This is a genomic window from Actinopolyspora lacussalsi (assembly GCA_030803735.1).
Taxonomy (GTDB): Bacteria; Actinomycetota; Actinomycetes; order Mycobacteriales; family Pseudonocardiaceae; genus Actinopolyspora; species Actinopolyspora lacussalsi.
Window position 1 is genome coordinate 2,335,870 of record JAURUC010000001.1, and the last position, 23,898, is coordinate 2,359,767.

The following is a 23,898-nucleotide window of genomic DNA, read 5'->3' on the forward strand; positions in this document are numbered from 1 at the left end:
CGAACGCGCGGAGGGACGCGAACGGGTCCGGACCGCGCAGGCGCCGGGGAGCGCGCCGGGAGACAACCACCGGAACCGCCCACATGGGAAGGAACCCCACGACATCCGAGTCGCCGGGAGACCACGGGGCCTGGGCGGGCAGGTTACGACCGGCGGCTCGCCGAGGCGGCGCGGCGAGCTCGGATCAGCTCTGCTGTTCCTGGTCGTGCTGCTGCTTGCGCCACCGGATACCGGACTCCAGCAGCCCGTCGATCTGCCCCTCGAGCACCGACTCCGGGTTTCCCACCTCGTAGCCGCTGCGGAGGTCCTTGACCATCTGGTACGGATGCAGCACGTAGGAACGGATCTGGTTGCCCCAGCCGGAACCGCTGCTGTCCCGCAGCGCGTCGAGCTGGGCCCGCTCCTCCTCCCGCTTGCGCGCCAGCAGCTTGGACTGCAACACCCGCATGGCCGCTGCCTTGTTCTGCAACTGGGACTTCTCGTTCTGGCAGGAAACCACGATCCCCGTGGGGTGGTGGGTCAGCCGAACCGCCGAGTCGGTGGTGTTCACGCTCTGCCCGCCGGGGCCGGACGAGCGGAACACGTCCACCCGGATGTCCTTCTCGGGGATCTCCACGTGGTCGGTCTCCTCGACCACCGGCAGTACCTCCACACCCGCGAACGAGGTCTGCCTGCGCCCCTGGTTGTCGAACGGTGAGATACGCACCAAGCGGTGGGTGCCCTGTTCCACCGAGAGGGTGCCGTAGGCGAAGGGGGTGTCCACCCGGAAGGTCGCGGACTTCACGCCCGCCTCCTCCGCGTAGGAGGTGTCGTAGACCTCGGTCCCGTACTCGTGGCGTTCCGCCCACCGCAGGTACATCCGCAGCAGCATCTCGGCGAAGTCGGCGGCGTCCACGCCACCCGCCTCCGCCCGGATGGTGACCATGGCGGAACGCTCGTCGTACTCTCCCGAGAGCAGGGTGCGGATTTCCAGATCGGCGAGATCCTTCTTGAGCTGGCCACGCTCCTGCTCGGCCTCGGCGACGCTGGCGCTGTCGTCCTCGTTCTCACCGAGTTCGTAGAGCACCCCGAGGTCTTCGAGACGCTGTCGAAGCCCGGTGATCTTGCGCAGATCGCTCTGCTTGTACACGAGCTGGCTGTTGATCCGCTGGGCGTATTCGACGTCGTCCCACAGGTCCGGGCGAGCCGCTTCCTCCTCCAGCTCCGCGATCCGGGCCCGCAACGCATCGAGATCCATGACTCGCTCGATGCCCTCGAGGGTTTCGGACATGTCCTTGAGCTCGGCGGCGACGTCGGGGTTCACGGTTCCCCAGCCTACTTCACAGCTTCACGGCCACGGACGTGGACCGGCGGTCCTTTTCCGAGCTCGGACCTCACGCGAAGGTCATTCGGGTATCGCGTCGAGCATCTTGATGACCGCACGGTTGTGCGCCACCGAGAAGTCCGCCGCGGCCTTCTCGTAGGGGTCCTCGGCCACCTTGGCGGCGTTCTTGGCCTCGTTGAGCTTCTCGACGTACTGCTCACGGGCCGAGGTGACCAGGTGGTCACGTTGTTTCGCGGTGAGCATGCCGGCGTAGCGCAACCGCAGCAGCAGCGGGCTGCGCACGTTGTCCGGTCCCGGTTCGGTGTTCAGCCACGACTTGAAGGCACGCTTGCCCGCCGCGGTGATGATGTACTGCTGGCTGGAGCGGGGCCCCTGTTTGCCGAGGCGCAACATGCCGTCCTCGGCCAGTGCGGGCAGTTCCCGGTAAACCTGGCTGCGGGTGACGCTGAAGAACCCGCTGAACCGGTCGGTGGCCGCGGCCACCAACTGTCCCCCGGTCATCGGCCCCTCGTGGAGAAGTCCCAGCAAGGCTGCGGATGTCGCATTCAGGTCGGTCACGGCTCCTACGGTGCCACGGCACTGACAGGGTGTCCACAATGGCCGTATGCCGTGTCCGAAACAGCAGCGCAACCACGGGGCTCGGTGAACACGCAACGCATCCAATTCGGCGAACGGAACCACTGTCGCGACCCGGATTCACTTCCATCGCGGCTTCATCCCCCGGGAGCAACCAATTCGTACACTCACTGTCCGCTGGACAGGGATAATTTTTAACTCGAAATGGGTAAATCTGGTTGAGATGCTGCGTAAGGCCCGCTGTTAAGGGCACCCTTCATACTGGCCGGCAGCGTAACGGGGCCGGATACCGCGACGGGGACGTACGGGACGGACCCGCCGAGCTAGGGAGGTAACACCGTGCATCGGAGTCTGCTGCGGACCAAGCTCGCCCAGAGCAGGACCAAGGTGGCGAGCAAGGTTTCGGAACGGGCGAAGTCGATGATGCCGATCCAGGTGGAGAATCCGCACAACTGCATAGTGTGCGGCCGCAAGATGCGTGCCTTCCGAGGCGGGAGCAGCGAGGGGCGGGTCTGCTCGCCCAACTGTGCCCGCAAGTGGGCCGACGGCTGACTGACGTTTTCCTGTCGTGTTGACTGATCGACGTGGGCCTTGCCGGTGCCGGGAACGTCGGAAAGCCCCAGTCAGCCGATCATCCGCGGGTTTTCCCGCGTCGCGCTCTCGCGAGGACGGCCCGACGGCGTGTAGGTCGCTACCCGATGTCGGGCACCCGGAGCGAGAGCCGGCGGGAGGTTCCGCCGAGCGGCAACCCGCCAACCCGACCGGAAACCTTCGATGAGGCCGACGGGCACGAGATCCGGGCTCGGCGATGCACGGGCCCGGAAACCGTGGGAACCACTTGTTCGTGTCCGGTGTCATCCAGCCTGCGTAAGCCCGGCCTGTACAGCCCGGCCCACGTGTCGCCTACCGGCGCCCGGCATCGACTCCGACAGCGGCCTACCGACCGCACTCGGTATCTACCCGCGTGAGGGATCCCTACGAGAGCGCGCCCGAAGCGGCCCTACGAAACGCCTCGCGACAGCCGGGTCCTGCGAACACGATTCGGCCCCCGGAGCCGTGCTCCGGGGGCCGATCTCAGTAGCGGGGACAGGATTCGAACCTGTGACCTCTGGGTTATGAGCCCAGCGAGCTACCGAACTGCTCCACCCCGCGCCGTGTTTCGTTGTAGTTGCAACTCTACACCGCCGCCCGCGACCGCCACACAGGGGGGTGTTCAACCGATGATCCCCTCCGCTCATCAGCGGTTTCTCGCTCCATCAAGCAGGGGAGCCCCCTGGTGCCGGATGACGGACCGGCAAGCGTGTACGGCTTCGCGTCCGCCCGGGGGGATGCCGTAACCCGGACGTGCTCCGGCCCGTGACGCTCCCGCCCCGGTTCCGAAAGAATCGCGGACCGGGACCGAAAGAGCCCCGGCCGAAGTCCCTGACGGGGCGAACCACAGCCGGACGAAAAATCGCCCCCTTCCGGGGTTCCCGGAAGGGGGCTTTCTGGTAGCGGGGACAGGATTCGAACCTGTGACCTCTGGGTTATGAGCCCAGCGAGCTACCGAACTGCTCCACCCCGCGCCGTGTTTCGTTGTAGTTGTAACTCTACACCGTGGTCACCCACCCCCTGCGCGGGGGTGGGTGTTATCGCGTTTTCGCTTGTCACGGAGCGGTTGGACCGGAATCGGGTGGTCGAACGACCACCCGATTCCCCGCTACGGATCAGCCACCGTCTCCGGTGACCTCCTCGTACCGGTTCATGGCTTCCTCCAGTCGCTGGAACGCCTGACCCAGCTGGCCGAGGTCACCGGAGTTCTGCGCGGAGCGGACCTCTTCCATCGCGGCCTGCACCTCCTGGACGGCCTGGTTCACCTCGGAGCTGTTCTGCTGCCCCTGACCGTTGCCCTGCTGCTGGTTCTGGTCGCCCTGCTGATCCTGGTCGCCCTGCTGTTGTCCTTGGTCGCCCTGCTGCTGCCCCTGGTCGCCCTGCTGCTGCCCCTGGCCGTCCTGCTGCTGGTTCTCGTCCTCGGCGGTCTCGGTGTTCTGCCCCGCGCCGGGACCGAACACCTGCTCCAACGAGCCCTGCAGCGTATCGGCATAACCGACGCTGTCGCCGTAAGAGGTCAGCACCCTGGCCAACTGCGGGTAGGAGTCCTCGCTGTTCGGTCGGATGTAGATCGGCTCCACGTAGAGCATCCCGCCCTCGACCGGCAGGGTCAGCAGGTTACCGAACATCGCCCGGACACCGGGGTTGTCGAACAGCGTCCGGTCCTCGGTGACCTTCGGCGTCGACTCCATCTGCCGCTGCACCTGCACCGGTCCCGGCGTCTGGTTCTCCGTGGGCAGCTCCAGCATGGTGATCTGGCCGTAGGTCTCGGGATCCGAGGAGGCCGAGATCCACGCGGACAGGTTCGGGCGTTCCAGCGCGGTCATGGCACTGGTCAGCTGGAAGGTCGGCCGGCTCTGCGTGGGTGCCTGGGCGATCACGTAGAACGGCGGCTGCTTCTCACCGGAACCGCTGCGCTGGTCCTGGTTCGGGTCATTGGGAACCTCCCAGAAACCGCGTGTGGCGTAGAAGTCGCCCGGGTTGTCCACGTGGTACCGGGCGAGCAGCTCGCGCTGCACCTTGAACATGTCGGCTGGATAGCGGAAGTGCTGCCGCAGCTCGTCACTGATCTCGCTCTTCGGCTTGACCACGCCCGGGAAGACACCCTTCCATGCCTCCAGCACCGGATCCTTGTCACCGAACTCGTAGAGCGTCACCTCACCGGTGTAGGCGTCCACGGTGGCCTTCACCGAGTTGCGGATGTAGTTGATCTGCTGGTCGGGCTGGGTGACGTTACTGGTGGAGTCGCTGGCCGCCTGCCCGAACGAGGTCAGCTTGGAGTAGGGGTAGTTGTTCAGCGTGGTGTAGCCGTCGACGATCCACTTGATCTTCCCGTCGATCACGGTCGGATAGGGATCGCCGTCCAACTTGAGCCACGGGGCGACCTTCTGCACCCGGTCCCGCGGATTGCGGTTGAACATGATCTGCGACTGCGAGCCGATCTCCTGGTTGAACAGGATGTTGCGCTCACCGTAGTTGGCCGCGAACACGGCACGGTTGAACCAGTTCCCGATGCCGACGCCACCCTCGCCCTGGTAGGTGTAGCGCGAGTTCTGCGTGTCGTACTCCTGCGGCTCCTCACCCTGCTCGGCACCGACGATGGCGTAGTCCTGGTTCAGCTCACCGTAGTAGACCCGGGGCTGCTCGACCGGGATCTCACCCTCGCCGTCGTTGGCGACGTCGCTCATCGAGAACACCGGGTAGGCACCGGTGTCGCCTCCTTCGCCGGGCACCGAGCTGACGCGGTCGGCGGGTGCGCTCACGAAACCGTTGCCGTGGGTGTAGACCATGTGCCGGTTGATCCAGGACTGCTGGTTCTCGGCCAGGCCATCGGTGTTGATCCCGCGCACGGCGACCAGGTAGTCCTGCAGGTCGCCGTTCTCGTCCCGGTAACGGTCGATGTCGAGTTCTTCCGGGAACCCGTAGAAGTTGAACTGCTGCTGCAGCTGGGTGAACGTCTCGGAGAGCAGGCTCGGGTCGAGCAGTCGCACGTTGGAGACGGTGCCGGTGTCCTCGGCGACGTCCTCCGGAGTCACATCGGAGCCGCTCGAACCGGAGTCGGAGCCGGAGCCGGAGTCACCAGACTCCGAGCCACCGCCCTGCGTGTAGTTCTCGCGAACTGTCACCTCCTCCTTGCTGATACCGAAGGCCTGCCTGGTGGCGGCTATGTTGCGCTCGATCGAGGTCGCCTCGCGCTGGTTGGCGTTGGGTTCGACCGAGAACTGCTGCAGCAGTGCGGGCCACAGCGCGCCGATGACCAGACTGGACAGCACCAGCAACACCGTCGCCAGCGCCGGAATCTGCAGGTTGCGCAGGAACACGGCGGCGAAGAAAGCCAGGGCGCAGATGATGGAGATGCACAGCAGGATCACCTTCGCGGGCATCACCGCGTTGAGGTCGGTGTAGCTGGCACCGGTGAACAGCTCACTGCGCTGCGAAAGCAGCAGATCCCAGCGGTCGAAGAAGAAGTCGACGGCCTTGAGCAGCACGAAGATCCCGGCCAACAGGGCGAGCTGGATCCGGGCGGACTGCGAGATCTGGCCGGACCTGCCCGCGAGCTTGATGCCACCGAAGATGTAGTGCACGGCCAGTGCGCCGAAGAACGACAGTGTGACGGCGATGAACGCCCATGCCAGCAACCAGCGGAAGAACGGCAGCTGGAAGATGTAGAGGCTGATGTCGTGGCCGAAGACCGGGTCCTCGGTCCCGAACGGGGTGCGGTTCAGGAACAGCTGCACCATGCGCCAGTCACCGGTGGCGGCCAGACCACCGATGGCACCGACGATCGCCGGGATTCCGATGCCGAACCACTTGGACCGCTGCGTGATGACGGTGCGGTACCGCATCAGTGGGTCGTCCTGCCCACTTCCGAGCGGCACGAACACGGGTCTGGTGCGATAGGCCAGCCAGAGGTTCAACGCCAGGACTCCGGCGAGGAAAACGGCCGCACAGACGAACAACACGATCCGGGTGAGCACGATCGTCGTGAAGATTCCCCGGTAGTCGATACTGCCGAACCACAGCCAATTGACGTATGTCCCGATCAGGCGTGATCCGACTATCAGTCCTACCAGCACGACCGCGCCCAGGATCAGAAGGATCCGGCTTCGCCGGGACAAATTGGGTACTCCTACCGGCCTCGTGGCCACAGCGCACTCCCTGGTGACGATCCGCGGGCAACGGGGCCGGGTCACCGGTGCGACCCGGGCTCCCGTGCGGACAACTCTACGACCTCGTCACGAGATGGTGGGACGCGCCCGCGAATTCGCATCAAACGGACATCCCGCCCAACATGGGATCACCAGGTGGAAAGGTGTGTCGATCACCTGCGACGAGCGCTGCCACGGGGATCGGACCGGGAGGTCTCGGCGGTGCGACGATGGGCGAATGTCGTCCGCTATCACCGAGGAAATGACCGCGGGGTTGCCCGCGGTGGCACGCGAGATCGAGCAGTTCGTGGCTTCGGAAGGCTGGGAACGACCGGCCAGAATGTTCGCGCTGGTCGACACCGCGGAGCTGCTGGAGGCCGAGCCCGGCCTGGCCGAACAGCTCAACACGAGTTCGACACTGACGCCGGTGGAGCAGGAAGAGCTGCCCGGCAACGACATCGGGGAGGCCCTGGCTGGTATCGGCTGGCCGGAACGGGTACTGGGCTGCGCGCTGGTCCAGGAGATCGTGGTGCTGCCCCCGGAGGCAGAGCAGGAGCTTCCGAGCGAGGACGACGCCGCGCGGAGCGCCGCCGCGCAACACCCGGAACGCCGGGAAGCACGGCTGGTCGCCGCCGTACTGCGCGGCGGAACGCAGACCTGCCTGCTGCGGTTGCGCAACAAGGATCCCGAGGTCGACGACGGCTTCGACGGTGATCCGGAGCGGGAGGAGGGTGAGCTCGTCGAGGACAGCGCTCTGGCACCGAACCTGCTCAACGCGATGCACGCCACCTTCGAGGAGTGACGTTCCGCCGGGGATCCGAGGCCGGTGAACGCCACTTCGGATCCTGATCGCACGGCTCTCGGCACCCGGATACCACCGGGTGCCGCGCCGAATCAGCAGCTCGGGGGTGTCTCCCCCGCCCGTACGGACTCGAGCGCGTCGACCGCCTCGTCGAGGGTTCCCACCTCGATCAGCCGCATGTCCTCGGGGGCCTGGGGCTCGGCCTCGGCGCAGTTGCCCTCCGGCACCAGGAAGATCTCGGCGCCCGCTTCGTGGGCCTTGGTTATCTTGAAACCGATACCGCCGATGCGGCCCACGTTGCCCTGCGAGTCGATCTCACCGGTGCCCGCGACGAACTTGCCGTCCGTGAGTTGGCCCGGAGTGAGTTTGTCCACCACGGCCAGCGAGAACATCAGCCCGGCTGAGGGGCCACCGATGTCGGGCAGCCTGATGTCGACATCGAAATCGACCCGCGGACGCAGCCCGGGTTGCACCCCCAGGAACCCCTGGGAGCGGTCGTCCGGCGGTTGCGCGAGCCGGATGGTGGTCCGCTGCGGCTGCTGCTGCTCGTGCCTGAACCGGATGGTGACCCGCTGGCCCGGCTCGATGCCCGACAGGGCGTCCACCAACGACCGCGGGTCACTCAGCTCGGTGCCGTTCGCCGCGATCAGCTCGTCCCCCGGCTGGATCACCCCTTCGGCGGGGCTGTCGGCGACTATCTCCTCGGCGACGAGCTCGGTGGGGTAACCGAGATGACGCAGCGCCGCGGTCTCGGCGGCGTTCTGCGAGTTGCGGAAAGCACGCGTGTTGGTCCGTTGGACCTGCTGCTCGGTCTTGTCCGGCGGGAAGTAGAGCTCGCGCGGCGCCAGGGCGTAGTCACCGCTCACCCAGAAGGTCAGCGCGCTGAAGATCGACAGCTCGTCGGTGACCGAGACGGTGGTCATGTTGAGGTGGCCATCCGTCGGGAAGGTCTTCGTACCATCGATCCGGACTACCTGCTTGCCCTGTGAAGAGCCGAGCGTGTCATGGGTGGGCCCGGGTCCCAGTGCCACGTAGGGCACCGGAACGAAAACTCCCAGCAGCCCGAAGACCACGACCAGAACGACACTCGTAAGCAGGGTCCAGGTACGGCGACTCACAGCACGACACCCTACGTGCCGCACACTGACGGCCGGCGGGCGACTTGCGTGGCGCCCGAGATGCGGAGTTCGGCGGGGAGGATCTCGAGTCGGGCGGGGACGATCTCGAGTCGGGTGACGACGATCTCGACACCACGTTCGCCCTCGGCGAGCGGCCGACCGCTCACCTACTGCCCGTCCGCCTGTTCCGCGTACGGTGGAACCATGAGTGATGTGCCCTTCGGGTTCGGCCCCCAAGATCCCGACAACGAGGAACCCGATGATCGCAACAGGGGCGACTCATCGGACGGTGGCTCCGGGGGCGGCGCCGGCTTTTCCGGAGGAGCGGGTTCCTTCCCCGGTTTCGGCGGGATGCCGGGTCCCGGGGGCATGCCCGGTTCCGGCGGTACGCCGAATTTCGACATCAGCGCGCTCGGCCAGATGCTGACCCAGCTCGGGCAGGCCCTCAGCCACTCCTCGAGTGGCGATTCGGGGCCGGTCAACTACGACCTGGCCAAGCAGCTGGCCCACCAGCAGCTGCAGAGCAACAAGCACACCGAGCGGCCGACCCAGCAGCAGACCAAGGCCGTCGAGGACGGCATCCAGCTCGCCGAGCTCTGGCTGGATCCCACGACCGCCTTCCCGACCGGTACGCACGTGGTGCGGTCCTGGTCGGCAGGCGACTGGGTGGACAACACGCTGCCCACCTGGAAGCGGCTGTGCGATCCGGTGGCCGAGCGCGTCTCCGAGGCGTGGCTGGAAGCGCTGCCGGACGAGGCCAAGCAGGCCGCGGGGCCGATCGTGTCCATGCTCGGCCAGATGGGCGGGCTGACCTTCGGTTCCCAGCTGGGCAACGGGCTGGCACAGCTCGGCGGTGAAGTGCTCACCTCCACCGATGTGGGGCTTCCACTCGGCCCGGACGGGACGGCCGCGCTGCTGCCCGCCAACATCGAGCGTTTCGGGAAGGGCCTGGATCGCCCCGCCAGTGAGGTGACCGTCTTCCTGGCCGCGCGGGAGGCCGCGCACCACCGGCTCTTCAGTCACGTGCCCTGGCTGCGGCAGCGGTTGCTGGCGACCGTCGAGGAGTACGCACGCGGTATCCACGTCGACACCTCCTCGCTGGAGGACCTCGCGAGCAAGGTCGATCCGAGCGACCCGAACTCGATGCAGGAGTTGATGAACTCCGGCATGCTGGAACCACGAACCACCGACGAGCAGCAGGCCGCGCTGACCCGGTTGGAGACGCTGCTGGCCCTGGTCGAGGGCTGGGTCGACGTGGTGGTCGCCGACGCGGTCGGGGAACGACTGCCCGGAGCCGACGCGCTCAGCGAGACAGTGCGGCGCAGGCGTGCCACCGGCGGCCCCGCCGAGCAGACCTTCGCGACCCTCGTGGGACTGCAGCTGCGTCCGCGTCGGCTGCGGGCGGCGGCATCGCTGTGGCGGCTGCTCACGGAACGGCACGGTGTCACGAGCCGTGACCGGGTCTGGGATCACCCGGATCTGTTGCCGGACGGTTCCGATCTGGACGAGCCGCTGGACTTCGCCGATCGCTGGGGACAGAGCAACGAGGATCTGGACGATCCGATCGCGGCCATTCGACGGGCCGAGGCCGCCGAGCAGGCGGGCGAATCCGGTTCGGAGGATTCCACCGGCGAGGAACGCGGCGAGGACGACGACCGCTGACCGGCATCCCGGCCCTGTTGCCGGGCTCGGCCGCCCCGCGACCGGGTACTCGCTCCGTCGGAACCGAACGCGGGCGATCCGGTGTGCGGAACGGCCCGACTTCGATCGAGCGGTCGCACGACGTCGGGCCTCGTTTCCGCGAGGAGGGCCCCGCTGAGGCGGCACGGCGGGGCGAGGCCGGGCACTGTTCGTCGCCGGGCACTGTTCGTCGCCGGTAGCTGTTCGTCATCGGGCGCACCGAGGCCGCCCGATCACCGGCCGCACTGTGGGGGCCGACACGGTCGGATTCCGGTCAGTCGACCTCGTCACCGGATTCCGGTTCCCCGACTCCCGTTCCGAGATCGGCGGCCGCGGTCAGCCCTTCGAGATACCCGATGGCCCGTTCCGTCCTGGGATAGCGGTTCACCCACTCCCAGAAGTCCGCTCCGTGGCCCGGAACCAGCAAGTGCGCGAGTTCGTGCACCAGCACGTAGTCGAGCACCCAGCTCGGGACCTCCCGAAGCCTGCGACTGACGCGGATGGTGCCCTCGGCGGGTGTGCAGGAAGCCCATCTGGTGCGCATCGGGGCGACCCACCGGACTCCGGCCGCCACGGCGAGCCCGTCCAGGTAGCGCTGGGACAGTTCGGCACACCGGTTCAGCAACGCGTCGTCGGAAGCCCTGGCCGGCGACTTGCGGCGAGTCTCGCTGCGACGCAGTCTGCTGAGCATCTCGTCGACCCAGCGCCGCTCCTCGGCACGGCTCATCCGCGCGGGTAGCAGTACGACCACCCTGCCACCGTCCCGGTAGGCACTGACCGTCTGCTTTCTCCGCTTGCTGCGGCGCACCTCCACTTGCGGTTCGGTCACGACCGGAGAGCCTAGCGAGGTCGATCGTGCTCGCGGGTTCCGCTGTGATCCGAACCGCAGATCAACTGCCCATTCCGCATCGAGGAATCGGGCGAACGCTGCGGATATGACTGATCGACACGAATCGAACACGCGCTGCTACCCCCGAACGGGTTAAGACATTCATCCGAAATCGCGATATGCCGAGCTCCTGCGCGCTGCTCCGGGCGCGGGTACCTTTTGCCCAGCACAGTTCCGAGGCTCGCCATGACGCGCTTGAACGCTTCGGAAGAACAGTTACCCAATGGAGGCAGCCGTGGCCGAGACGTACAACGGTTACTGCGTAAAGTGCCGGGAGAAGCGGGACTTCACCGGTGAGATATCGGAGACGAACGGTAGACGGATGGCCAAGGGGACCTGCCCGGTTTGCGGCACCAAGATGACCCGCATTCTCGGCAAGGCGCACAACACCCAGGGCTAGCGCGCCCCAGGGCCAGCACGCCCCAGAGCCGGCACGCATCGCCGCCGAGGAGCGAGCCCCGGCGGTGAACAATGCCGCTCACAACCGCTTCGACGGCTCCTGGAACGGCGATTCGTTCGTTTCCGGCCCCCTTTCAACGGTTCGGCGGAACGATCCGTCGAGGACGATCTTGCACACGGCTACGCGAAAACCTCTAGCATGTCGGTGAGTCCGTAGGCGTGTGCTCCGGGACGGCTCGTTGTCCCGGCGCCCTGCCGACTGGAAGGGAGTTCCCGTGAGCGACGTCCCCCGCCGAGCAGCACAGCGCACCGTCAAACTCGCCAGTCTGCCGCTCGGTGCCGCGGGCAGAGTGGCCGCGGGATGGGGAAAGCGGCTCACCGGGCAGGACGCGGACACCGTCAGCGCCGATTTCTCCGCGCGTACGGCCGAACAGCTGTTCGCCGTGCTCGGGCAGCTCAAGGGTGGGGCGATGAAGTTCGGGCAGGCGCTGAGCGTGTTCGAGGCCGCCGTACCCGATGAACTCGCCGAGCCCTACCGGGACGCACTCTCCAAGCTGCAGACGACCTCGCAGCCGATGTCGGAGTCCAGCGTGCGGCGCACCCTGGACGAACAGTTGGGAAGCGGCTGGCACGCACGCTTCGCCGAGTTCGACGAGTCGCCCACCGCGGCCGCGAGCATCGGCCAGGTGCATCGGGCGGTCTGGCACGACGGCAGGGAGGTCGCCGTCAAGATCCAGTACCCGGGCGCGGACGAGGCACTGCGTTCCGACCTGCGCCAGTTGATGCGCTTCTCCCGGCTCTTCCAGTCGATGCTGCCCGGCGCGGAGATCAAACCGCTGCTGCGCGAGCTGCAGGACAGGATGGTCGAGGAGCTGGACTACCGCATCGAGGCCGACAACCAGCGCTCGTTCGCCACGGCTTTCGAGGGTGACGAGCTGGTGCACGTCCCCCGGGTGGTGGCGAGCTCACCCAAGGTCATGGTCACCGAGTGGGTCTCGGGTACGCCCTTCGCCGAGATCATCAACAACGGGAGCCGGGAACAGCGCGACCGGGCGGGCGAACTGCTCGGCGAGTTCCACTTCTCGTCCCCGGCCCGGGTCGGCCTGCTGCACGCCGACCCCCATCCCGGCAACTTCCAGCTGCTTCCCGACGGCAGGCTGACAGTGATCGACTTCGGCGCGGTCGCCAGACTTCCGGAAGGACTGCCGAGGACGCTGGGACGCATGCTGCGGCTGGCGCTCGAGGACCGGGCCGAGGAGCTCATGGAACTGCTGCGCAGCGACCGGTTCGTGCAGACGGACTCCGAACTCCGCGCCGAGGACGTGCAGGCGTACCTCGGGCCGTTCGTGGATCCGGCGCGAACCGAGACCTTCCACTTCACCCGTTCGTGGCTACAGCGGCAGGCCGACCGGGTGGGCGATCTGCGCAGTCCCGAGTTCCGCACCGGCCGGTCGCTGAACCTGCCCCCGGACTACCTGCTGATACACCGGGTGACACTGGGAGCGACCGGAATCCTGTGCCAGCTGGACGCGGAAGTGGCCGCCAGGGAGATCATCTCGAACTGGCAGCCCGGGTTCGCGGACTGAGCGGCGGCGATTTCGCGAGAAATCGACGCACCCTCGGCGCTCTCGGCACCGAACACCCACCATCCTCGCAGCCGGCGCCGCCGCGGAGGTTCTCCGGTGCGGCTCTCGCGAGGACGGCCCCGACGTGGTGTAGTAACTACCCGATGTCGGGGCACCCGCAGCGAGAGCCGTGCCAGAGGTTCCGCCACACGCACCCCTACGAAAACCGGGTGACGAACCCTGTCACGCGGGTTTGCGGCCGACGAACACGCTGTGCGCGGCCAGGTAGTAGAGATCGTCCCGCCGCCCGGCGTAGTGCGGCCCCCGCTCGTCGAGCAGCTGGTCGAGCGCGGCCAGGTCGTCGGCGGAGCACTCCTCCACGGCAGCCTCGCGCAGCCACTCCAACCTGCGCAGCACGATGTCGCGCACCGAACCGGTTACCGGAGCGGGCCAGTCCACCAGGTAGCTCCACGACTCGACGTCTTCCAGCCCTGCCTGCCGCAGTGCGGTCGACCAACCGACGGGCAGCCGCACCGTACCCGGCATCTCGGCGCGCATCCGGCGGAACCAGGAGTGCCGCGCCGCCAGCAGGCGCTCCTCCAGTCCTGGTTCACCGACACCGACGTCCCAGGGCAGCACGTGCGCCCACAGCCCGGACTCCACGATAACCAGCCTGCCTCCCGGACGTACCAGTTCCGCCAGCCGACGCAAGCCGGCCAGCTGGTCGGGCAGGTGGTGCACGACCAGTGAGGAGAAAACCAGATCGGCACTGCCCACCGCGGCACCGAGTTCCTCGTCGGCGGCATCGGCCCGCACACCGCGAACCTCGACCCCCGAGGCGGCGTGTTCGGTGGCGTGACGCTCGGCCTCGGCGAGCAGCTCAGGCGCGGAATCGACGAGGGTAACCGTGCCACCCGGCAGAGTGGCGGCGAACGCCGCGGCCGCGCCGCCCGCCCCTGATCCGACGTCGATCACCGAGTGGCAGGCGTCCTGTCCCGCGACCAGTGTCTCCGCGATTCGCCGTGTCTGGGTCGCGGTGAGGCCGTCCTCGTCCCGCAGCTGCCGCAGCCGGGTGTCCCAGTCGATGTTGTCGTGCGAATGATGGTGCATGATCATCAAGCTTAGCCGGCCGGACAACCGAATTCCGCTCCGCACAACGGCACCCGGTCCGGTTCCGACTGTGTGACCGTCCGGGCGGAGTCCTCGGCACGCCCGAACCGGGCGAACACCGGTGGCCGGCTCGTACGCGAACACCGCGCACTCGCCGGGCCACGACAGCTCATCGAGCTCGTCCGAACTCACGCGTCGGGCGGAACTTCTCCGGTCGTGTCGTCGACCGGAGGAGGTTGTGTTCCGCGGTCGAGGTGCGCCGGGGAGGTCGCGAACCGCGCCCCTCGGGCACCCCGCTCGGAACTCGGATCAGATGCGCCGCTCGTAACGTTCGGCCCGCCGGGAAGCGAAGCACGCCACCCGGCGCCAGAACCGCACGACGGCGATCCGATGTGGCAGTCTGGCGCGCTCGGCCTCACCGCGGAACTGTCGACAACGTAATCGCGTGGTTTCCTCGGGATACATTCTGCTGGTCTCACTTCCGTGAACATGGCTGTTCGGTTGTTGGTCGGAGCGGTCTCGCGGTGATCACGCGGCACGTCCGCGGACCGCCGAACCACCCGCACCGGCCGTGTCGGCCGACCGGTGCTTGCGTGGCCGCCCCCTCGGCCGCTTGCGAGCGATCACGGAGCCGTGTTCGACGATCTCGCCGCCCCAGACCCCCCAGGGCTCCGCCCGCGCCAGAGCTCCCGCCAGGCACTCGGACCTGATCGGGCACTCGGCGCACAGCTGCTTGGCGCGTTCGAGTTCGGACGGGTTCTCGGCGAACCACAGGTCCGGATCCCGACGACACGGGACTCGCTCGTCCGTGTCGGGCGCGGTGTGCAGCAGAGCGGAAACGGCTCCGCCGTGATTGCCGGTCTCGCCCCAGGTTGCCGCAGGGGCACTGCCGGTCGACATGCGTTCTCCTCCTGATGAGATGAATTCTTCGACGCTGTTCGGCGCTATAACTTGATCCAATTTGGACGGAAGATTCGAGAACGGGGACACATTAAAAAAGCCGCGGACCCGATACCGGGTCCGCGGCCGAAAGAGCGATTGTCACTCGACTGAGTAACTCAGGTACTTCGCTCCGGCACGACCCGACCCGGGTAGGTTTCGCTCGGCTCAACATCACGATGCGTGCACAGACGCGCGGGGCCGATATTCGCGGCTCGCTTCGCGAACGTCGACATACCGGTGCTCATCAACGCGATCGCGTGCTGGTCCACCGCCGACAACCAGTCGTTCCTACGCATCGCGCACACCGCCTTCTCGTGACCCCGGCCGGACGAGCATGTCCTCTCCGGCCTGCCAACAAGCAGATTATTCGGGGGGCCACACACGGCGCAAGTGATTTTTCGCAGCGTTGTGTCCAGCGGTGGAAACCCCCGCGCCGAGTGGATTTCACCGGCCGGTCGGCGTCCTGACCGGACAACCGGGGACCACCGGCGCGGAGCACACCGCACCGAGCCCGCCCACGCGGGACCGAATGCGGCACGAGTTACCCACCCGGTTCCGGAATCACCGTGGGGAGGATCGGCGGGGCCGTGGGCGGACCTCCCGCGAAGTGAGGTGACAGGTCCTACCCACCGCTTCCGCTAACCGCCGCTGTGATCGCTCCCGTTGACGAGTCCGAGCACATCGGACCCGAACCGCTCCAGTTTGGTCGCTCCCACTCCCGAGATCCTGCTCAGCGCCTCGGAATCGTCCGGTCGCTGTTCCGCTATGGCCAGCAGCGTGGCATCGCTGAACACCACGTAGGCGGGTACCCGCAGCTGCTGTGCCCGCTCGGTGCGCCAGCCGCGCAGTTTCGTGAGCAGTTCCTCGTCCGCGTCCGAGGGACAACCGGAGCAGCGCCCCAGCTTCACATCGGCGGTCGCGGTCAGCGGTGTCGAGCAGATCCGGCAGTGAACCTCGCGAACCCGCCGGGAACCGGCCGACTTCTCCCGCCGCTTCGACTTCGGGGCCGGGGCGGAGTTCTCGGCGGGGTCGAGCTCACGCAGGAACCGACTGCGTCGGCGTTTGCGGCCACCGCCCTGACCCCGGTAGGTCGACCAGGACAGCCGAACCCGCTGCCGGGCCCGTGTCACTCCCACGTAGAACAACCGCCGCTCCTCCTCGACGGCGTCCTCGTCCCCGTCGGCGTACTGGATCGGCAGCGTTTTCTCCACGAGCCCGACGAGGAACACCGTGTCCCATTCCAGCCCTTTGGCGGCGTGCAGCGAGGCGAGCGTGACCCCTTCGACCGTGGGGGGATGCTGCGCGGACGCACGGGTGTCGAGCTCGGCCACGTAGTGCGTCAGGTCGGCCTGCTCCACCTGTCCCGCCAGCTCGTCGGCGAGTTCGGCCAGCGCGTTCAACGACTGCCACCGTTCCAGCGCGGCACCGCCGGAAGGAGCCCGTTCGGTCAGGCCGACCTCGGAAAGGACCTCACGCACCACCTTGGGAAGCTCACCGGGCCCGGTGTTCCCCCGGTTCGCCGCGCCGCGCAGCGCGGTGATCGCCTGCCGCACCTCGGTGCGCGCGAAGAACCGCTCGCCGCCGCGAACCTGGTAGGGGATACCGGCCTCCGACAGGGTCTGCTCGTACAGTTCCGACTGCGCGTTCACGCGGTACAGCACGACCATCTCGGAGAACGGCACCCCGTTGCCCGCCAGCCGGGCGATCCGGCGGGACACCGCACGCGCCTCCTCGGCCTCGTCGTCGTGCGCGGCGAACTCCGGTTCGGGCCCGTCGGGTAGCTGCCCCACCAGGGTGAGTTCGGTTCCCGACGACCCGGTGTTCTCCCCCTCCGCTCCCCGATCCGGACTCGCGGCGCCGATGACCCGGTTGGCCAGGGTGACCACCTGCGGTGTGGAACGGTAGTCGCGTTCCAGCTTGACCACCTCGGCGTTCGGGTAGCGCAGCGGAAAGTCGACCAGCCAACGGGGCGAAGCACCGGCGAACGAATAGATCGTCTGATTGGCATCGCCCACCACGGTGAGGTCGTCACGCTGCCCGAGCCAGGCATCGAGCACTCGCTGCTGCAACGGGGTGACGTCCTGGTACTCGTCCACCACGAAGCTGCGGTACTGCGCGCGGAACTGCTCGGCCACCTCGGTGTTCTCCTCCAGGATGGCCGCGATGTGCAGCAGCAGATCGTCGAAGTCCAGCACCTTCGCCGAGTTCTTGAGCTTCTCGTAGCCCTCGAAGACCTTCGTGAAGTGTTCCGGCGGAACCGGGCACTCGCGTCCTCGCTCAGCGGCGGCCGCCGGATAGTGCTCGGGGGTGAGCAGCGTCGCCTTGGCCCACTCGATCTCGGTGGCCAGATCGCGCACCGAGTCCTGGTCGGTGGCCAGCCGCAGCCTGCCCGCGGCCTGGGTGACCAACCGGAACTTCTGCTCGGTCAGCGGCCACAGCTCGTCGCCGATCACCCTCGGCCAGAAGTACCGCAGTTGTCGGAAAGCGGCCGCGTGGAAGGTCTGCGCCTGAACTCCGTGGGCACCGAGACCGCGCAACCTGGTACGCATCTCGCCCGCCGCGCGCGCGGTGAAGGTCACGGCCAACACCTGCTGCGGGACGACCAGGCCGCGCCGCACCAGCCAGGCGATGCGGTAGGTGATCGTACGGGTCTTGCCCGTCCCCGCGCCCGCCAGCACGCAGACCGGACCGCGCGGAGCCGTCACCGCGGCACGCTGTTGCGGATCGAGACCTTCCAGCAGGCCCGGTTGATCGGTCATGCCGGGAATCCTCGCAGAAACGCGACGAGTGGCGACCGACACACCCGCCGCGAACGCGGCACGCACCTCGCCACCGACACCTCCTCCGGGAGGACGCACACCGCCGAGCTCCCCGGGAAAGTCGTCCCGGAACCCACTTCACGGGTGCGGACTCTTCGCGGGCCCGTTCGCCACGCCGGAACTACACCGGACCGGCGTCGGCCCAGCCGCGCAGCATGCGGTGCGCGATCGATATGCCCGGGGGCAGCCACAGACCGTCGACCGGTTCCTCGTGCCCCAGAGCCGCGCGTACGTGCTCCCGCGAGACCCAGTGCGCCTCGGCGATCTCGCCGGGTGCCGGCCGTAACGGCTCGCGTGGGTCCGCGACGGCCGAGAAGCCCATCATCAGCGATCGCGGGAAGGGCCAGGGCTGGCTACCCAGGTACCTGATGTCGGAGACCGGTACCCCGACCTCCTCGTGGACCTCGCGGCTCACGCACCCTTCCAGGGACTCGCCCATCTCCACGAATCCGGCCAGCACCGAGAACCGCTCGGCGGGCCAGACGACCTGGCGCGCGAGGAGCACGTGATCGGCACCGTCGTGCACCAGACAGATCATGGAGGGGTCGGTGCGCGGGTACTCCTCGTGTCCGCACCCGGTGCAGCGTCTGGCCCAACCGCTGCGGATGCGTTCGGTTCCGGCACCGCACAGCGCGCAGTAACGGGCACGATCGTGCCAGGCGAGCAGCCCCACCGCGGTGGTGAGCAGGGCTGCCTCCACGTCGCCCAACCACTCGCCCACCGCGCGCAGCCCCTGCCAGTCGGCTCCGGAATCGCGGGGGCGTACCCGGACACCCCAGTGGGCCACTCCGTCGTGCGTGCCCAGCAGTACGGCGTGGCCACCGTGGTCGGAGAACTCGTCCGGCCGGTGCCAGGCGAGTCGTCCGCTCGGCTCCAGTGGAGCGCGGCCGCGCTGGTCGACGGGCAGCACCCGCCCACCGGACCACAGGGTCGCCGCGTGTTCCGGATCGTCCCGTTGCTGGTCGGACAGCGCCACGGATGAACGGGACAGCAGCGGTGTGCTGTCGAGCTGGAACGCCTCGGCCGCGGCACGTTCCGATGCCGAACCGAACTCCGAGCAGGTCGTCACGGCAGCGTCACACCACCGAGGCCACGCAGCTGTTCCCCGAGTTGTTCGGCGTCTCCCACCACGACCCCGGTGAACGCGGTCGGCACGTACCAGCGCGCGGCCTCGGCCACCTGCTGGTGAGTGACCGCACGCAGCCGGTCGGGGTGTTCGGACAACCAGTCCTGCCCCAGTCCGAGAGCCGCGACGTTCATCAGCATCGAGGCGAGGCCGGACTGCGAGGAGGTCGAGGTCAGCAACCCGCCGATGGCGTACTGCCGCGCGGACTCGACCTCGGCCTCGCTCGGCCGGACCAGGGCGAGTTTGCCGAGCTCGTAACGGATCTCCAGCAGCGCCGCCGCGGTGACCTCGCTGGCGGTGTCGGCGTCCACCAGGATCGTGCCGTTGTCCGGAGTGAACTCGAACGTGGAGTGCGCGCCGTAGGTGTAGCCCTTGTCCTCGCGGATGTTCTCCACCAGACGTGAGGAGAAGTAGCCGCCGAAGACCAGGTTGGCGATCTGCAGCGCCGGATAGCGTTCGTCGGTTCGGGGGACCGCCTGGGCGGAGAACCGCAGCTGCGACTGCACCGCGCCCTCCCGGTGCACCAGGCGGACGTCGCCGCCGACCACCTCGGGCAGCGCCGGGAGTTCACGAGCCGCCCCGGCCGCCTGCCAGCCGGAAGTCATGCGGCGCACGGTCTCCACGGTCGCCTCGGGGTCGATGTCGCCGACCAGCACCAGCGTGGAGCCGCGCGGCAGGACCGCGTCCCGGTGCAACTGCCTCACCTGTTCGGGGGTCACCTCGGCCACATCGGCGGCCTGCGGCACCTCCCTGGCGAACGGGTGGTCACCGTAGCGGTGGTACTGCAACTCCTCGCGGGCGATGGTGCGGGGCTGGGAACGGGCGACCGTGATCCGCTCGACCAGCCGGTCCCGCTCGCCCGAGACCTCGTGTTCCGGGTAGGAAGCCTCGGTCAGCGCGTCGGTGAGCACGTCGAGGAGGGTTTCCATCCCGCTGGCGAGCGCGTCCCCGGTGATGCTGAGCCGTTCGGGGTCGACCACGGCCTGCAACGTGCCGCCGACCGCGGCGAGGTCGGTGTCCATGCGCACCCGGTCCCGACGTTCGGTCCCGGTGAGCAGGGTCTCGGCGAGCACTTCGGCCCTGGCCGGGTGGGCGGCGTCCTCACCGGCGAAGGGAATCCGCAGCCGCAGCTCGACCATCGGCACCGCGCCGTGGCGCGCCGCGATAACCCGCAGCCCGTTCTCCAGCACGGTGTCCACTGTCTCGGGCTGCCTGCCCGCACGCGGCTCGGCCAGCGGCGGCAGCGGCCGCGGTCCCTGCTCGGTGTGTCCGATCCGCTCGGCACTGCGATGGGTCGCGCTGGTCATGCGGCACCTCCGTCGGCGTCGCCGGTGGGTTCGATTTCCAGAACGGCGCGGGCTTCCGGCCGGAGCGCCTTGGCCGCGGAGGCCACTTCCTCGGCGGTGACCGCGCCGACCCTGGCGGGAAGTTCCCCGACGAGTTCGGCGCGCCCGTGCAGCAGTTCGGTGCTGCCGAGGTCCAGGGTGCGCGAAACCAGCCGGTCGTGATCACGGTGCAGTCCGGCGGACCACCGCGCGGTCACTCTGGAGAGTTCCTCGGCCGTGGGACCTTCGGTCGCCAACCGCTCCAGCTCGGAGTCGACGGCGTCGACGACGCGGTCGGTGGCCACCTCCGGGCTGTGGATGGCCGTGATGGTGAAGGTGTCCGGATCGCGTGCGTCGAGGGGAGCTCCCATCAACCCCGCGCCCGCGTGCACGTCCACCACCAGCGAGTCGCGGTAGACGAGCCGCTGCTGCAGCCGGGAGGCGTCACCGTCGCTGAGCACGGCGGCGAGCACGACGTTGGCGAGGTACTCGTCCAGCTCACCGACCGGATCGGGCAGGCGGTACCCCAGCGCCACCGCGGGCAGCGGGGCGTGCGGATCCTGGTGCCGATCCCGCGACTCGCCCGACGGAGCGGGTTCCGCGAAGGAGGGACGTTCCGGCACCGAACGGGCGGGCACGTCCCCGAAGTGCTTGTGAACCAGGTCGGTGGCGTGGTCGACGTCGATGTCGCCGGTGATGGTCAGTACCGCGTTCCCGGGGGCGTAGTAGGTGTCGAAGAACGCGGCGCAGTCGTCGACGGTGGCTCGTTCGAGATCGGTGAAGTCACCGTATCCGTTGTGGGCGTTGGCGAACGTGGAGTAGAGCACGGGCGGCAGCAGAATCCACGGGAACCCGCCGTAGGGACGGTTGAGGACGTTGAGCCGGATCTCCTCCTTGACCACGTCCACCTGGTTGCGGAGGTTCTCCTCGGTGAGCCGGGGAGCACGCATCCGGTCGGCTTCCAGGAACAGCGCGCGCTCCAGCGCGTTGGAGGGCAGTACCTGGAAGTAGTCCGTGTAGTCCTGATGCGTCGAACCGTTGAAGATTCCGCCGGACCCCTGCACGTGACGGAAGTGCGCGAGTTTCTCGAGACTCTCGCTGCCCTGGAACATCAGGTGTTCGAACAGGTGAGCGAAGCCGGTTCGGCCTTCCGGCTCGGAACGGAAGCCCACGTCGTAGTGCACGCTGACTCCGACCACCGGAGGCCCACCGGGTGCGGTGGAGCCCGGTTCGGCATCCGGTGCGAGCACCACGCGCAGCCCGTTGGGCAGGGTGACGCGATGCGGTTGCGGTTCGACCATGCCCTCAGCCTACGTGCGCGGGAAGCCCTAGCGGTGAGCACCCTGCTGAACACTCGGCGTGTCCGAGATCGGACGAATCGTCCACCCGGTCGCGTGATCGATGGGCGGAATTCCCGTGGAGATTCCACCGAAGGCTGGACGCCAGGATACGGCGGCGGGAGCAACACCGCCGGGGCAGTGGCACCCCGTGAGCACGGTGAGCCACGTCGGAAAACGGAGGGTGAGACGGAGAACGGGATCGAGTGAGCCTAACCCGGCTCTCGAGGGCGGGCGGAACGCAGCAGCAGTACGTACCCGGCGCCGGAGAGGGCCGCGAGCACCAGCAGCACCCGACCGAGCCGCCCGCTCAGTCCGGCGCCGCCGGTCCCGTGTTCGGCGTCGACCGGACGCGCGAGCGCGTCGTCTCCCAGCGGTTCGGGCACCCGGACCCGTAATCGCGTCCCCTCGGAATGACCGCAGCCGTCGAACGGGACGCGGGTCGCGTCTCCGTCCGCCGTGAGCTCCACCAGGTCGTGCGCGCCGCGTTCCGCGCAGGAGGCGGACTGGACCACCGTCGCGGTGGTGCGGCGCGTCCGCACCGTGGTGTCATCGCCGAACGCGTCGGTCAGCGGCCACCAAGCGATCACCACCGCTCCGATCCCGACCGATAACAGCACCACCAGGATCAACAACACCGATGCGGAACCACGCCCTCGCGCCACGACGCGATCCTCGCAGAGGAACCGCGCTCCCCGACTCGCAACTCGGTCACGACGGCGCGCGGGGTGGGACGTGTTCCCCGGGACGGCCCCGTGCCATGTCGGAGGCCCAACGATCCCGGTCAGGGCAGTCCAGCAGTCCCGGCAAGGGGCGGCGGGCCGGATCACCAGTCGTCACCTACCGGAAAACCGCTCGGTCCGCGAGCCGACCGGTCACTGTTGATTCGGCGGCAGGACACCGAACGACACCGATCGGGAGTTAGGCTCGCCGGAAGCACAGCAGCGGACCGGAACACGAACGACGAAACAGTCCACAGATCAGTCCACAGCGGACAGTGCCGGAGTAGGCCGACAACACGCTTCCATGACTCCACCACAGCGCCCACAGCCGCCGCACGAGCCCGATGTCCCGGTGAACGGCTCCGGAACCGACCCGAATCGCCCGGAGGCGTACCGCACTCCTCGGACGAGCGACGGAGTCGGCGCCGTAGCCGTCGTCGTGGCTGTCCTGAGTGGCGTGGTTCTGCTGTTCCTCTCGTCGGCGGGGCTGCTTCCGGATTTCGGTACGGAGGCGAGCGAGCGCGGCTACGAGCAGTACGGCGACGACGAGATCGGAATCTCCCCGGTCGATCCCTCACCGCTTCCGACCACGGACCCGACGACGGACAGTCATCCGGCACCCGAACACGCGTTGGAGGAGGATCGCCGGCAGCGCGGTCCGGCGAGGACCGGACGCTCCGAACGCACTACCACCGGGATGCGCCCCCACCCGGTCACCTCGCTCGGTGAGCACCCGTTCAACATCCCGGGGAACGGGGCGGTCGACACCGAGTGCGACCTGCCCGCCTTCGACACGGACACGGCCGCACAGCGTGCTTTCCTCCGGTCGCTGACACCGTGCCTGATGGAAATGTGGACCCCGGCACTGCGCGAGGCGAACCTTCCGGTGAAGACTCCGGACGTGGTCGTGACGAACGGAGACGTGCACAGCCCCTGCGGCGATCGGGGCTGGGAGCGGACCGCCATGTACTGCGGCGGCGACCACACGATCTACTGGACAGCCAGGCACTACTCGCGCATCGAGGGACGTGAAACCGCCGGCCCTTACCTGGGGCAGTTCGCGCACGAGTTCGGCCACGCCATCCAGGGAACGACCGGGATAAGCGAGGGGTACGGCAGAGCGGTGCACGAGGCGGGCGGCGCCGAAACCTCCGAAGGACTCGAACTCTCGCGCAGGAACGAGCTGCAGGCAACCTGCTACGGCGGGCAGGCACTGGCCGCGTTGCAGCACGGCGGAGTGAACAACGACCACGTCATGTCCGCGCTGCGTGACGCGAGCAACCGGGGCGACCAGGCAGGTGAGGCCCGCAGCCACGGCAGCACGGAACACAACAGGCTCTGGGCGCACCGGGGATTCCGCACGAACCGGATCACCGAGTGCAACACATGGCGGGCCGAGGAATCCGAAGTGTCCTGAGCCGACGA

At 68.1% G+C, this 23,898-nt stretch carries 19 protein-coding genes and 2 tRNA genes; 7 read left to right on the forward strand and 14 right to left on the reverse strand.

The window, feature by feature from the left end:
* Positions 1-184: 184 nt before the first annotated feature.
* Positions 185-1,303, reverse strand: coding sequence for a peptide chain release factor 2 (prfB, locus tag J2S53_RS10365; RefSeq protein WP_092921996.1), 1,119 nt, complete (start codon positions 1,301-1,303; stop codon positions 185-187).
* A gap of 81 nt (positions 1,304-1,384) precedes the next feature.
* Complete coding sequence (locus J2S53_RS10370; RefSeq protein ID WP_207227672.1) at positions 1,385-1,825, reverse strand: PadR family transcriptional regulator; 441 nt, start codon at positions 1,823-1,825, stop codon at positions 1,385-1,387.
* A gap of 414 nt (positions 1,826-2,239) precedes the next feature.
* Between J2S53_RS10370 and J2S53_RS10375 the strand changes: the two genes are divergently transcribed.
* Complete coding sequence (locus J2S53_RS10375) at positions 2,240-2,452, forward strand: hypothetical protein (protein ID WP_092978580.1); 213 nt, start codon at positions 2,240-2,242, stop codon at positions 2,450-2,452.
* A 526-nt stretch (positions 2,453-2,978) separates the two neighbouring features.
* Here J2S53_RS10375 and J2S53_RS10380 read toward each other — a convergent pair.
* The 3 genes from J2S53_RS10380 to J2S53_RS10390 all read right to left on the reverse strand — a co-directional run bounded on the left by J2S53_RS10380 (position 2,979) and on the right by J2S53_RS10390 (position 6,639).
* Positions 2,979-3,052: transfer RNA gene (locus J2S53_RS10380), tRNA-Met, on the reverse strand.
* 336 nt (positions 3,053-3,388) lie between these two features.
* A tRNA-Met gene (locus J2S53_RS10385) sits at positions 3,389-3,465 on the reverse strand.
* Positions 3,466-3,606: 141 nt separating this feature from the next.
* Positions 3,607-6,639, reverse strand: a complete 3,033-nt coding sequence (locus J2S53_RS10390) for a UPF0182 family protein (RefSeq protein WP_456240798.1) — start codon at positions 6,637-6,639, stop codon at positions 3,607-3,609.
* A 238-nt stretch (positions 6,640-6,877) separates the two neighbouring features.
* On the opposite strand from J2S53_RS10390, the gene J2S53_RS10395 reads away from it, so the two are divergent.
* Complete coding sequence (locus tag J2S53_RS10395; protein ID WP_092922005.1) at positions 6,878-7,441, forward strand: PPA1309 family protein; 564 nt, start codon at positions 6,878-6,880, stop codon at positions 7,439-7,441.
* Between the two features lie 92 nt (positions 7,442-7,533).
* Here J2S53_RS10395 and J2S53_RS10400 read toward each other — a convergent pair whose 3' ends face one another.
* The gene (locus J2S53_RS10400; RefSeq protein WP_456240799.1) at positions 7,534-8,559 is read right to left on the reverse strand and encodes a YlbL family protein; all 1,026 of its coding nucleotides are present in this window, start codon (positions 8,557-8,559) and stop codon (positions 7,534-7,536) included.
* Between the two features lie 204 nt (positions 8,560-8,763).
* On the opposite strand from J2S53_RS10400, the gene J2S53_RS10405 reads away from it, so the two are divergent.
* Complete coding sequence (locus tag J2S53_RS10405; protein WP_456240800.1) at positions 8,764-10,221, forward strand: zinc-dependent metalloprotease; 1,458 nt, start codon at positions 8,764-8,766, stop codon at positions 10,219-10,221.
* A 292-nt stretch (positions 10,222-10,513) separates the two neighbouring features.
* Here the strand turns inward: J2S53_RS10405 and J2S53_RS10410 are convergent, their stop codons facing one another.
* Complete coding sequence (locus tag J2S53_RS10410) at positions 10,514-11,068, reverse strand: M48 metallopeptidase family protein (protein WP_092978570.1); 555 nt, start codon at positions 11,066-11,068, stop codon at positions 10,514-10,516.
* A gap of 295 nt (positions 11,069-11,363) precedes the next feature.
* Here J2S53_RS10410 and J2S53_RS10415 point away from each other — a divergent pair, with 295 nt between their 5' ends.
* Together J2S53_RS10415 and J2S53_RS10420 are read left to right on the forward strand one after the other, a co-directional pair.
* The gene (locus tag J2S53_RS10415; RefSeq protein ID WP_175496605.1) at positions 11,364-11,528 is read left to right on the forward strand and encodes a DUF5679 domain-containing protein; all 165 of its coding nucleotides are present in this window, start codon (positions 11,364-11,366) and stop codon (positions 11,526-11,528) included.
* 274 nt (positions 11,529-11,802) lie between these two features.
* Positions 11,803-13,113: an ABC1 kinase family protein gene (locus tag J2S53_RS10420; RefSeq protein ID WP_456240801.1), complete on the forward strand. Its 1,311-nt coding sequence runs from the start codon at positions 11,803-11,805 to the stop codon at positions 13,111-13,113.
* Positions 13,114-13,335: 222 nt separating this feature from the next.
* Here J2S53_RS10420 and J2S53_RS10425 read toward each other — a convergent pair whose 3' ends face one another.
* Positions 13,336-14,202 (reverse strand): methyltransferase, encoded by an 867-nt coding sequence (locus J2S53_RS10425; RefSeq protein WP_456240802.1) that lies wholly within the window; start codon positions 14,200-14,202, stop codon positions 13,336-13,338.
* Between the two features lie 528 nt (positions 14,203-14,730).
* Positions 14,731-15,102: a WhiB family transcriptional regulator gene (locus J2S53_RS10430; protein WP_456240803.1), complete on the reverse strand. Its 372-nt coding sequence runs from the start codon at positions 15,100-15,102 to the stop codon at positions 14,731-14,733.
* Positions 15,103-15,324: 222 nt separating this feature from the next.
* Between J2S53_RS10430 and J2S53_RS10435 the strand changes: the two genes are divergently transcribed.
* The gene (locus tag J2S53_RS10435) at positions 15,325-15,462 is read left to right on the forward strand and encodes a hypothetical protein (RefSeq protein WP_175530104.1); all 138 of its coding nucleotides are present in this window, start codon (positions 15,325-15,327) and stop codon (positions 15,460-15,462) included.
* Between the two features lie 320 nt (positions 15,463-15,782).
* Here J2S53_RS10435 and J2S53_RS10440 read toward each other — a convergent pair whose 3' ends face one another.
* From J2S53_RS10440 to J2S53_RS10460, 5 genes are all read right to left on the reverse strand, one after another.
* On the reverse strand, positions 15,783-17,903 hold the full coding sequence (locus J2S53_RS10440; RefSeq protein WP_456240804.1) for an ATP-dependent DNA helicase UvrD2: 2,121 nt from the start codon (positions 17,901-17,903) through the stop codon (positions 15,783-15,785).
* A 181-nt stretch (positions 17,904-18,084) separates the two neighbouring features.
* Positions 18,085-19,032 (reverse strand): NAD(+) diphosphatase, encoded by a 948-nt coding sequence (gene nudC / locus J2S53_RS10445; RefSeq protein WP_456240805.1) that lies wholly within the window; start codon positions 19,030-19,032, stop codon positions 18,085-18,087.
* Positions 19,029-20,396 carry a M16 family metallopeptidase gene (locus J2S53_RS10450; RefSeq protein ID WP_456240806.1) on the reverse strand — a complete coding sequence of 456 codons (1,368 nt, stop codon included), beginning with the start codon at positions 20,394-20,396 and terminating at the stop codon, positions 19,029-19,031. The genes nudC and J2S53_RS10450 overlap by 4 nt, the downstream gene beginning before the upstream one ends.
* Positions 20,393-21,715: a M16 family metallopeptidase gene (locus J2S53_RS10455; protein WP_456240807.1), complete on the reverse strand. Its 1,323-nt coding sequence runs from the start codon at positions 21,713-21,715 to the stop codon at positions 20,393-20,395. Before J2S53_RS10455 ends, J2S53_RS10450 begins: the two co-directional genes overlap by 4 nt.
* Before the next feature lie 248 nt (positions 21,716-21,963).
* Complete coding sequence (locus tag J2S53_RS10460) at positions 21,964-22,416, reverse strand: hypothetical protein (protein WP_456240808.1); 453 nt, start codon at positions 22,414-22,416, stop codon at positions 21,964-21,966.
* Between the two features lie 514 nt (positions 22,417-22,930).
* Here J2S53_RS10460 and J2S53_RS10465 point away from each other — a divergent pair.
* Positions 22,931-23,890, forward strand: a complete 960-nt coding sequence (locus J2S53_RS10465; RefSeq protein WP_456240809.1) for a neutral zinc metallopeptidase — start codon at positions 22,931-22,933, stop codon at positions 23,888-23,890.
* The last annotated feature ends 8 nt before the right edge of the window (positions 23,891-23,898 follow it).

Coding starts and splice junctions, on each gene's coding strand:
- J2S53_RS10370 (WP_207227672.1), bottom strand. CDS start 1,825: ATGACCGGGGGACAGTTGGTGGCCGCGGCCACCGACCGGTTCAGCGGG.
- J2S53_RS10450 (WP_456240806.1), bottom strand. CDS start 20,396: ATGACCAGCGCGACCCATCGCAGTGCCGAGCGGATCGGACACACCGAG.
- J2S53_RS10395 (WP_092922005.1), top strand. CDS start 6,878: ATGTCGTCCGCTATCACCGAGGAAATGACCGCGGGGTTGCCCGCGGTG.
- J2S53_RS10455 (WP_456240807.1), bottom strand. CDS start 21,715: ATGGTCGAACCGCAACCGCATCGCGTCACCCTGCCCAACGGGCTGCGC.
- J2S53_RS10425 (WP_456240802.1), bottom strand. CDS start 14,202: ATGCACCATCATTCGCACGACAACATCGACTGGGACACCCGGCTGCGG.
- J2S53_RS10405 (WP_456240800.1), top strand. CDS start 8,764: ATGAGTGATGTGCCCTTCGGGTTCGGCCCCCAAGATCCCGACAACGAG.
- J2S53_RS10430 (WP_456240803.1), bottom strand. CDS start 15,102: ATGTCGACCGGCAGTGCCCCTGCGGCAACCTGGGGCGAGACCGGCAAT.
- J2S53_RS10440 (WP_456240804.1), bottom strand. CDS start 17,903: ATGACCGATCAACCGGGCCTGCTGGAAGGTCTCGATCCGCAACAGCGT.